The organism is Bacillus sp. z33 (genome assembly GCF_058313615.1).
This window is the reverse complement of the sequence record NZ_JBZFQN010000004.1, coordinates 19,358-30,568: the sequence shown is the minus strand read 5'-3', so window position 1 is coordinate 30,568 and position 11,211 is coordinate 19,358. Positions and strand designations below refer to the sequence as shown.

The window sequence follows — 11,211 nt, the reverse complement described above, 5'->3', positions numbered from 1 at the left end:
ACCTCCCTGGCTACTCCATTATTCCTGGTACACGTATTTGTCCATCTTGTTGGTCAGGAGCATTTTTCAGCACTTCTTCCCTTGGCAGTCCTTGAGACGCCTTATCTTCTCTTAAGACATTCTTCATATGTAAAACATGTGTAGTAGGTTCAATATTTTCTGTATCTAACTCATTTAATTGTTCAGCAAATGTGATAATTGAATCCAATTGCTTCTGTAACTTTTCAGTTTCTTCTTCTGTTATAGCCAATCTCGCCAAATTAGCAACATGCTTAACCTCTTCTTTTGAAATGCGAGTCATTTTATACACCTCCATTTTACTGCGTGCCACAATACAATTATTATGATAATACCAAACTTTCGCGCGTTAAAGCAATCGGAATCAATGGCATATTGTAGCTTCCTGCCAATTAAGTCGAAAACAGCAAAAAATTTCTCTTCTTTTGAATTATTGCCCGGGAAAAGTTTGTCGTGAAATGATGATTCATACGGAATTTAAAAGGGGATATAAAGCTGATTATACCTTCTTGTTAGTTTTCCTCTCATATTCTATGTGGATATCCTGATATCCTATCAGGTGCATTATTTGTATATTCCACAGCAAGCCTAGATGCTCTCGATTTATAGGTCATGAGTTATCAACCTTTGAACCCTGAAGTTAGACATTACCAGCTGAGCCGGTATATAAAACGTCTTTCAGGCGAACTTGCCTCTCATCTATACTGTCATAAATAAACAAAGCAGGTGAAGAATGATCTCCACCTGCTTTGTTTATTTTATAGCTTAATGCCTAACTCTCTACTTTTGAAACTTGTATACTATGCTTTCTGGAATTGTTCTTCTTCAGTGGAACCTTTAAGCGCTGTTGTAGAAGAAGTTCCTCCAGTGATAATCTGAGCCACTTCATCAAAATAACCAGTACCGACTTCACGTTGATGTCTTGTTGCCGTGTAGCCGTATTGCTCACTAGAGAATTCGTTCTGCTGAAGTTCGGAATAGGCAGCCATCCCGCGCTCTTTATATCCTCTTGCTAGTTCAAACATACTGTGATTAAGGGCATGGAATCCTGCAAGGGTAACAAATTGGAATTTGTAGCCCATTTTTGCAATTTCTTTTTGGAAGTTCGCAATTGTTTCATCATCTAATTTTTTCTTCCAATTGAAAGACGGAGAGCAGTTATAAGCTAACATTTTGTTTGGATATTTTTCATGGATGGCATCGGCGAATCTCTTCGCATCCTCAAGATTTGGCTCAGATGTTTCACACCAAATTAAATCTGCATATGGTGCGTATGAAAGTCCACGTGCGATTGCTTGATCAATACCCGCTTTTGTTCGATAGAATCCTTCTGGCGTTCTTTCTCCAGTGATAAAGTCTTTGTCCGTTGGATCAATATCACTTGTAATCAAGTCAGCTGCATCGGCATCCGTACGAGCAATCAGAAGAGTAGGAACACCCATTACATCCGCAGCAAGACGAGCTGCAATTAAGTTCTTTACTGCCGTTTGAGTTGGAAGAAGTACTTTACCACCCAAGTGCCCGCATTTCTTTTCGGATGAAAGCTGATCTTCAAAGTGGACTCCTGCCGCTCCTGCCTCAATCATCCCTTTCATAAGTTCAAAACAGTTTAACTGGCCGCCAAAGCCCGCTTCAGCATCGGCAACAATAGGCTGAAACCAATCGATCTCTTCTTTGCCCTCTGAATAGTGGATTTGGTCCGCTCGTTGAAGAGCCTGATTAATTCGTTTTACGACAGATGGAACACTATTAGCTGGGTACAAAGATTGGTCAGGATACATATTGCCAGAAAGATTAGCGTCTGCAGCTACCTGCCATCCACTCAAATAAATTGCTTTTAATCCTGCTTTTACCTGTTGGACAGCCTGATTTCCTGTCAGAGCACCAAGCGCATTAATATAATCTTCTGTTTTAAGGTAATTCCAAAGCTTTTCTGAGCCTCTTCTTGCCAAAGTGTGCTCAATTTGTACAGATCCGCGCAGTTTCACTACATCTTCAGCTGAATATGGTCGTTCAATTCCTTCCCATCTTTCATCTTTCCACTCTGCTTCAATTTGCTTAATCAGTTCTTCTCTCATCGTTTGTATTTCCTCCTTTTATATGAAACCTAATTAATTGTTTTATAGAATTTCGTAGGCAGGTAAAGTCAAGAAGTCATAATACTCATCACTGATAATCAATTGGTCAAAAATCTCTGCTGCTTCCGTGAAACGACCATTTGAAAAGCGCTCATCACCAAGTTCTTGTTTAATCTTTTCTAATTCTTCTTCTTTAAATGTTTTGTACATCTTGCTATCCACCTTGCGTCCATCATCCAATACTCCTTTTGGATGACGTACCCATTGCCAAACCTGTGCCCTGGAGATTTCAGCTGTAGCCGCATCCTCCATCAGATTATTAATCGGAGCTGCCCCTTTTCCATTAAGCCAGGATTCAATATACTGAATTCCTACATTAATATTAGTTCGAACACCCTGTTCCGTGATGGAGCCCTCTGGAACTTCAAGGAGATCAGCTGCTGTAACCTGTACATCTTCACGCTTTTTATCGATTTGGTTTGGCTCTGGCATATAAAAGTCAAACACTTCCTTTGCCACTGGGACGAGAGCAGGATGGGCAACCCATGTTCCATCATGGCCATTCTTAGCTTCGCGTTCCTTATCAGCTTTCACCTTAGCAAAGGCATCTTCATTCGCTTTTTGGTCATTTTTAACCGGGATTTGTGCAGCCATTCCCCCAATAGCAGGTGCATTCCGTTTATGGCAGGTTTTAATGGCTAACTGGGAATAGGCAGTCATGAATGGCACAGCCATGGTTACCACCGATCGGTCCGGGAGAATAATAGAATCATGGTTTCTGAATTTCTTCAGATAGCTAAAAATATAATCCCATCTTCCACAGTTCAAGCCAGCTGAATGATCCTTCAGCTCATACAAGATTTCATCCATTTCAAATGCAGCTAGAATGGTTTCAATGAGAACAGTTGCCTTAATGGAACCATGCGGCACTCCTATGTGATTTTGTGCATAAACGAAAACGTCATTCCAAAGGCGTGCTTCCAGATGGCTTTCTATTTTAGGCAAATAGAAATATGGACCGCTTCCATTCTCCAGCAAGGTCTTTGCATTGTGGAAAAAATAAAGCCCGAAATCGAATAGCCCACCTGAGATCGGCTGACCATCCAATGTGACATTCTTTTCTTCAAGATGGAAGCCTCTCGGACGAATGATGAGCACTGCTGTCTCTTCATTCATTTTATATTTTTTTCCATTTGGATTTTCAAAGGTAATCGTACGATTCACTGCATCACGGAGATTTATCTGGCCTTCAATATTGTTTTTCCAAGTCGGGGAGTTGGCATCTTCAAAATCAGCCATAAAGCATTTGGCACCGGAATTTAAAGCATTGATGACCATTTTCCGATCAACTGGTCCTGTGATTTCAACCCGTCTGTCTTGCAAATCTTTTGGTAAAGGCGCAATCGTCCAATCACTCTCCCGTATACTTTTCGTTTCTGTCAAAAAGTCCGGGAGTTTACCATTATCAATTTCTTTCTGGCGTCTGATACGCTGCTCCAGTAATTCCTTACGCCTTGATCCAAAGTGCCTTTCTAGGTTTTCAATGAATTCAAGCGCTTCTGAAGTCAATATTTCATCAAAACCACTTTCCATTTTCCCTAGGATACTGATCCCATTTGTCTGCACTGTCATGTAAAACACTCACTTCCTTTGCTTGTACGTTTTGTTATAAAACAGAATACTTAGTATATTCTGTATTATATAACAGTTTTTAGAATTTGCAAACTGTTTTATGGAAATTTTTGTGTTTTTATAGAAATGTTAAAAACTATTAAAAACTCTCCATCGACGGTACTAAATCAAAAACATAAATATTCTTAATTAATCGATTGATTAATTAATAGGGAACGCAAAAACTCCCCTCCGAATGATTCAGAAGGGAGTTTTGAAAATAGCTATCTATTAATAAGTTTCAGACGTCGTTTTAGCCTGCATATGCAATGTTAAGTAGTCAGGACCGCCAGCTTTTGAATCCGTACCGGACATATTGAATCCACCAAATGGTTGGTAACCAACAATCGCACCGGTACACCCTCTGTTGAAGTAAAGATTTCCGACATGGAAGTCTTCACGAGCTTTCTCTTGGTGCACACGGTTCCTTGTAAGAACTGCTCCTGTTAAACCGTAATCTGTGTTATTGGCGATCTCAATTGCTTCATCAAAATTGCGAGCTTTGCTGAATGCCACAACAGGTCCAAAAATTTCTTCTTTCATGATGCGCGCATCAGGTGCCAAATCGGCGATAATAGTCGGTTGAATGAAGAAGCCTTTGGAATCATCAGATTCTCCACCCGTCATAAGACGGCCTTCATTTTTCCCAATTTCAATATACTCAGTAATCTTTTTAAATGCAGAAGCATCCACGACTGGTCCCATAAATGTAGCAAAATCAGTTGGATCACCTACCGTCAACTCTTTAGTCAGTTCAACGGCTCTATTCAGCACTTCATCATAAACATCTTCTACAATGACGGCTCTTGAACATGCCGAGCATTTTTGTCCAGCGAAACCAAACGCTGATGCAACAATTGACTTGGCAGCCAATTCTAGATCCGCATCTGAATCTACTACGATTGTATCTTTACCGCCCATCTCAGCGATGACACGTTTCAACCAGATTTGACCTTCCTGCACTTTTGCCGCTCTTTCATAAATCCTTGTTCCAACTTCACGTGAACCTGTAAAGCTGACAAAACGAGTTTGTGGATGGTCAACAAGATAGTCTCCCACTTCACTTCCGCTACCAGGAACAAAGTTAATCACGCCTGCAGGCAGACCTGCTTCTTCCATAACCTCTACGAATTTTGCTGACACTACCGGTGTAGTGGAAGCTGGTTTTAATAATACGGTATTCCCTGTAACAACAGCTGCTACACAGGTACCTGCCATAATGGCGAATGGGAAGTTCCAAGGGGAAATAATAATCCCAACACCAAGCGGTATGTAATCATATCTATTATATTCATTAGGACGGCTTTGTACCGGCTGGCCATCTTTTAATTTCAACATTTGTCTTGCATAGTACTCTAGGAAATCAATCGCTTCAGCTGTATCTGCATCTGCTTCTACCCATGGTTTACCTGCTTCTCTTACCATGATTGCAGAGAACTCATGCTTTCTGCGGCGGATAATGGCAGCTGCTTTAAATAAAACATCCGCGCGAACTTCAGGTTTCGTTTTGCTCCATGTTTTGTAAGCTTCCAGTGCTTCCTGCATCGCTCTTTCCGCTAACTCTTTATTTGCCTTAGAAACATTGCCTATTACTATTTCTTTATCGGAAGGACTGATAGATATAATTTTATCGTCTGTAGATACTCTCTCTCCACCAATAATTAAATCATAATCCTGACCAAGATAGCTATCTACTAATGTCAATGCATCCTCAAACGCACTTTTGTTTACGCTTTCAGAAAAATCAGTGAGTGGTTCATGCTTATATGCTTGTACCATATAATTCCCTCCCTATATATCTATGTAGTAATCCCTCTTATTCTACTCCATTGTAAGCTTGAAAGTCACTTAATATAGTTTATATTCAAAATTTTTGTATAACCATTTTTATCCTTTTGTTTTATTTTATAAAAAAAGCTACCTCAAGAGGTAGCTACTGTTTATTCGTTATAAATATACACGTCTGGTTCTTTGGTATTTGCCTTTTTCATAATAAGGGCTTCCTGTCCGTTGGAAGACGCTATTTTAGTTTCCACTGCTAAATATTCCGGGAAACTAGATTTCACCAAACCAGCCACATATTGTGTAAATCCAATAACCTCTGTTTTCCCATAGAACTGCATGTCTATTGAAATGGTCAACTTTTGCAGTTCTTTATTTACATAAAAGGCCTTCCCAATTACACCATTAAAATTAGGGAAGTATTCTTCAACATCCTGCTTAAAATTAGCAAAGGTCGTTGCATCATCACGGAAATCCTTTGTTGCTTTATCTGATGGGAACAAATAATATTCTTCTTGTACATTTGTCCATTTGGAGATCTTGTTGCTCTTCTCTCCCACTTTTGCATAGGAAATAAAATTCCCTGGCACAACCGCATCCTTGCTTCCTTGTTCAAATAAACCGATCATAATCGGAACGGTTTTTCCGCCCTCCATAGTTCTAATCCGTTTCACAACTTCAGCCGCAATCTTATGGCCTTCTTCAAGCAATTTATCTTCCTCAATTTTTATTTCGTACGTTTCCCCGTACTTTTCCTTTTGATAATAAAATACTGAGTTCAAGGCAAGTCCAATCGAAATACCGCCAAGTTCAACTTTATTATCATCTGTTTTGACTAGATAGTCATGCTCTAAAATATGGGCAAGATATTCCGGGTTCTTCTCATATCTTTCCTCAATATCGCCTTTTCCATCATCAAGTGGATTTAATCCAAGATTATCCTCCGCAGTTAATTTGTTCTCTTTCAACTGCTCTTTTGTATACTTACGATTCAGCCAGCTTTTAATGGTCTTTGTGTCCAATAGCTGACCTTCTCTGAAAATATATTCATCGGTTGGAAATGGATCCTGAGCCAGTCTCATCAATCCTGTTTCAAACTCTTCCAAATCAAGTCGAGTATTAATGTTTGAAACCACCAGACCTCTGGAACTGCTTATTTGATAAGGCAGCATCGTTTGATAATAATTGTCGGAGATTTGATATTCGGGAATAATGGATGACTCCTTCTTGGAATCTTTTTCGGTATTATCCTCTACTACCTCATCCTTATCAAATTTTGGTGCGCAGCCTACAAGCATAAGTGCCAGTACTATTGTTATTGCTATCAAACGCTTCATTCCTACACCTCTATCCCTGCTTGCCCAGTTCTTCCAGTAAATTGCCTTCATCCCACACTTCAATTCCTAAATCCTGGGCTTTTTTTAATTTTGAACCGGCATCTTCTCCGGCAATCAGTAAATCCGTCTTCTTACTTACGCTCCCCGTCACATTGCCGCCAAGCGCTTCAATTAATTCTTTCGCTTCATTCCTTCCGTACTTTTCCATTTTCCCTGTAAGTACAATGGTTTTACCGGAGAAATAACTATCTGTCGCTACTGCAACATTTTTCTTCTTACCTTTATAATCCATATTAACGCCGACATTTTTCAACTCAACAATCAGCTGCTGGCATTCTTCCTGGTTGAAATACGTAACAATCGCATCAGCCATTTTGTCACCTATTTCATTAATAGCCGTCAATTCATCTACATCAGCAGACATTAGGCGATCCATGTTTTCGAATTCTTCAGCGAGGATCCTAGCAGCCTTTGCTCCTACATGGCGGATTCCGAGCCCAAATAAAAGGCGCTCCAATGAATTGCTCTTAGAAGCTTCAATGGCGTTCAAAAGATTGGTAGCTGATTTATCCCCCATACGCTCCAAATTGATCAGCTGATCATAAGTCAATTTATAAATGTCAGCTACATCCTTAATTAAGGACTCACCAAATAGTTGGATGATCACTTTTTCACCAAGTCCATCAATATTCATAGCATTACGGGAAACGAAGTGAATTAGTCCCTCTTTGATTTGTGCCGGACATTTTGGATTGATGCAACGCAGGGCTACTTCTCCTTCCAAACGGACAAGCTCACTGCCACAATCCGGACAATGTGTAGGCATATGGAATTCCTTTTCTTCCCCTGTCCGCTTATCAAACAGGACATTCACGACCTCTGGAATAATATCCCCGGCTTTTTTAACAACCACATGGTCACCGATCCGAATATCTTTTTCACGGATCAGATCCTCATTATGAAGGGTGGCTCGTTTGACTGTCGTTCCGGCTACTCTTACTGGATCCAGTAAGGCAGTCGGCGTAATAACACCTGTACGTCCTACAGTTAATTCAATATCGCGAAGGATGGTAATGACTTCTTCTGCAGGAAACTTATAAGCAATTGCCCATCTTGGGCTTTTTGCAGTATAGCCTAATTCTTCTTGGTGAAACAGTGAATCTACTTTGATTACAATCCCATCAATATCATAATCCAAATCAGGCCTTTTAGATGACCATTCCTGAATATACTCCAATACATCCTCAATCGTAGCACATTTTCTTCTATGCGGATTAGTTTTCAGTCCTAATTTTTGTAGCAGGTCAAGTCCTTCACTATGGGTTTCAACGCCAGTTTCACCCGTTTCGCCGATTCCATATAGGAAGATATCCAAATTCCGAGATGCAGCTATACGCGGATCAAGCTGGCGCAAGGATCCCGCCGCTGCATTTCGTGGATTAGCAAACGGTTCTTCACCATTTTCTTGCTTTTTTTCATTTAAGGATACAAAAGATTTCTTTGGCATGTATGCCTCACCGCGAACCTCAAATGTAATAGGATCATTCAGTCGAAGTGGAATGGAACGTATCGTCTTGAGATTGGCTGTAATATCCTCACCAGTGGTTCCGTTACCTCTTGTAGCTCCTTTAACAAATAATCCCTCTTCGTAACGCAAAGATACAGCCAGCCCATCAATTTTTAATTCACATATATAGGAATATTCATCTGTGCCAAGCCCCTGCTTTACCCTTCTGTCAAAGTCACGCAGATCACTTTCATTAAAAGCATTTCCAAGACTTAGCATTGGCGTGATATGTTCCACTTTTGTAAACGTATCAAGAACTTGTCCACCAACTCTTTGAGTAGGTGAATCAGGGGTTTGCAATTGCGGATATAGACTCTCTAATTCCACCAATTCTTTATATGTCTGATCATATATAGAATCTGGAACTGACGGTTGGTCGAGAACATAGTATTCATATCCATATTGATTTAATAGTGATTGAAGTTCAGCCACTCGTTTTTGCGCTTCTTTTATATCCATATCTTTCGCCCTCTCTACTCAAAGTTTCCTTTGGGACTATTGTTTTGTGATGGGTGCAAATTTAGCAAGCAGTCGTTTAATGCCCATAGATGGGAATGCAATATCAAGCTCCAGGCCATCCCCGCTTCCTTTTACACTGACGACTGTGCCAACGCCCCATTTTCCATGTGCAGCTTTGTCACCAACCTGCCAGTCGAGTTTCTCTCCACCGGACTCATTCATCATCGTTCTTCCAACTGCCTTATGTTTCGCCGGTCCATTGATTCCAGTTCTTGCTTTGGCACCTGAACCTGATTGCATAAAGGAAGGTCTTGTTTGCCTTTTTTCTTCTGGCGGATTTAACATTTCGATTAAATCCTGTGGAATTTCTTTAATAAAGCGGGAAACAGGATTCAATGTTGTACGTCCATATAATGTACGCATCTGTGCATTGGTAATAAATAATTCACGCTCAGCCCGTGTGATTCCTACATAGGCAAGGCGGCGTTCTTCTTCCATTTCTACTTCTTCCATCAGGGCACGGCTATGCGGGAAGACACCTTCTTCAAGACCAATTAAGAAGACAACAGGGAATTCCAGCCCTTTTGCAGAGTGAAGGGTCATTAATACAACCCCATCTGTCACAACTTCATCCTCATCCACGCGATCAATGTCAGCCACGAGAGCAAGGTCTGTTAAAAAGGCAACCAAGCTCTTATCATCACTGCCCTTTTCAAAGTTTTTCGTAACAGATAAGAACTCATCAATATTTTCTAAGCGTGTTTCTGCTTCAATTGTTTTCTCGATTTCCAACGACTTTCTATAACCTGATTTTTCGATAACTTCCTCTATTAATTCAGTAACTGACAGGAACTCCTGCATTTGCGTATAGTTTTTAATTAAGTCTCTGAATTCAGCAGCCCCATTATAAGCTTTTCCGCTCAAGCCGATAAATTCAAGCTCCATCATCGCCTGGTACATGGAAATATCCTGATCGGCAGCATAATTCGCAATTTTGTCAACCGAGCTTGCACCAACCCCACGTTTTGGAACATTGATGACTCTGCGCAAACTGATATCATCATCCGGATTGGCAATGAGGCGCAGATAAGCAAGAATGTCTTTAATCTCTTTACGATCATAGAATTTAATACCGCCGACAATTGTGTATGGGATATTTGATTTAAGCAGAACTTCCTCCATTACACGTGATTGAGCGTTTGTGCGGTACAAAATAGCGATATCAGATAGTTTCTTCCCTTGATGCTCTGTCAGCTCTTTAATTTTTCCAGCCACAAACTGCGCTTCACCCTGCTCACTATCCGCGCGGAAATAAGCCAGTTTATTCCCTTCCACATTCTCTGTCCATAAATTCTTTTCCTTGCGGTTCAAGTTATTGCCGATTACGCCATTGGCTGCTGCCAAAATTCGCTTAGATGAGCGATAATTTTGCTCAAGCATAATCACTTTAGCATTTGGATAATCCTTTTCAAAGGATAGGATGTTAGCAATATCGGCGCCGCGCCAACGATAAATAGACTGGTCGGAGTCCCCTACCACACACAGGTTTTTAAACCGCTGTGCTAATTTCTTAACAAGCATGTATTGAGCACGGTTTGTATCCTGATACTCATCCACATGGATAAATTGAAACTTTCTTTGATAGAATTCCAGTACTTCCGGAACCTTATCAAAAAGTTCAAATGTTTTCATAATCAAATCATCAAAATCCAGTGCCTGATTCTTCCGAAGTCTTTTTTGATATTGAGTATAAAGGTCCGCTACTGTTTGCTCATAGTAATTGCCTGCACTATTGGCAAATTCCTCATGGTTAATCAATTCATTTTTGGCAGAGGAAATCGTTCCAAGTATTGTCTTAACATCAAATTTTTTCGTATCAATATTTTTTTCTTTCATGATTTGTTTGATAACCGTTTGTTGATCACCCGGATCGAGAATAGAGAAATTACGATTCATGCCAATTCGGTCGATATCACGGCGCAAAATCCGCACACACATCGAGTGGAAAGTGGAAATCCATATTTCCTCAGAGGCTCCGCCAAGAATACCCTGAATCCGTTCCTTCATCTCTCTTGCCGCCTTATTCGTAAATGTGATGGCAAGTATATTCCAAGGCGCTACTTCTTTTTCTACAATTAAATACGCGATGCGATGGGTAAGAACCTTTGTTTTACCACTGCCCGCTCCAGCCATAATTAGCAAAGGGCCATCCGTAGCTTGTACTGCCTCTTTTTGTCTATTGTTTAATCCGGTTAACAGTCGATCTGATAAGAACTGCATTATGACACCACCCTAACGA

7 protein-coding genes are annotated in these 11,211 nt (G+C 40.4%); all 7 read right to left on the bottom strand.

Annotated features, from left to right (window positions below; all coding sequences use genetic code 11):
- Positions 1 to 10: 10 nt before the first annotated feature.
- Positions 11 to 301: an Asp-tRNA(Asn)/Glu-tRNA(Gln) amidotransferase subunit GatC gene (gene gatC / locus AC4G3L_RS14805; RefSeq protein ID WP_491077768.1), complete on the bottom strand. Its 291-nt coding sequence runs from the start codon at positions 299 to 301 to the stop codon at positions 11 to 13.
- 517 nt (positions 302 to 818) lie between these two features.
- Positions 819 to 2,096, bottom strand: a complete 1,278-nt coding sequence (aceA, locus tag AC4G3L_RS14800) for an isocitrate lyase (protein WP_491077767.1) — start codon at positions 2,094 to 2,096, stop codon at positions 819 to 821.
- Between the two features lie 42 nt (positions 2,097 to 2,138).
- Positions 2,139 to 3,728 (bottom strand): malate synthase A, encoded by a 1,590-nt coding sequence (gene aceB / locus AC4G3L_RS14795; RefSeq protein WP_491077766.1) that lies wholly within the window; start codon positions 3,726 to 3,728, stop codon positions 2,139 to 2,141.
- Positions 3,729 to 3,998: 270 nt separating this feature from the next.
- Positions 3,999 to 5,546, bottom strand: a complete 1,548-nt coding sequence (gene pruA / locus AC4G3L_RS14790) for an L-glutamate gamma-semialdehyde dehydrogenase (protein WP_491077765.1) — start codon at positions 5,544 to 5,546, stop codon at positions 3,999 to 4,001.
- Positions 5,547 to 5,707: 161 nt separating this feature from the next.
- Positions 5,708 to 6,886 carry a CamS family sex pheromone protein gene (locus tag AC4G3L_RS14785; RefSeq protein WP_491077764.1) on the bottom strand — a complete coding sequence of 393 codons (1,179 nt, stop codon included), beginning with the start codon at positions 6,884 to 6,886 and terminating at the stop codon, positions 5,708 to 5,710.
- Between the two features lie 10 nt (positions 6,887 to 6,896).
- Positions 6,897 to 8,912 (bottom strand): NAD-dependent DNA ligase LigA, encoded by a 2,016-nt coding sequence (gene ligA, locus AC4G3L_RS14780; protein ID WP_491077763.1) that lies wholly within the window; start codon positions 8,910 to 8,912, stop codon positions 6,897 to 6,899.
- A 36-nt stretch (positions 8,913 to 8,948) separates the two neighbouring features.
- Positions 8,949 to 11,192, bottom strand: coding sequence for a DNA helicase PcrA (pcrA, locus tag AC4G3L_RS14775; protein ID WP_491077762.1), 2,244 nt, complete (start codon positions 11,190 to 11,192; stop codon positions 8,949 to 8,951).
- Positions 11,193 to 11,211 lie beyond the last annotated feature (19 nt).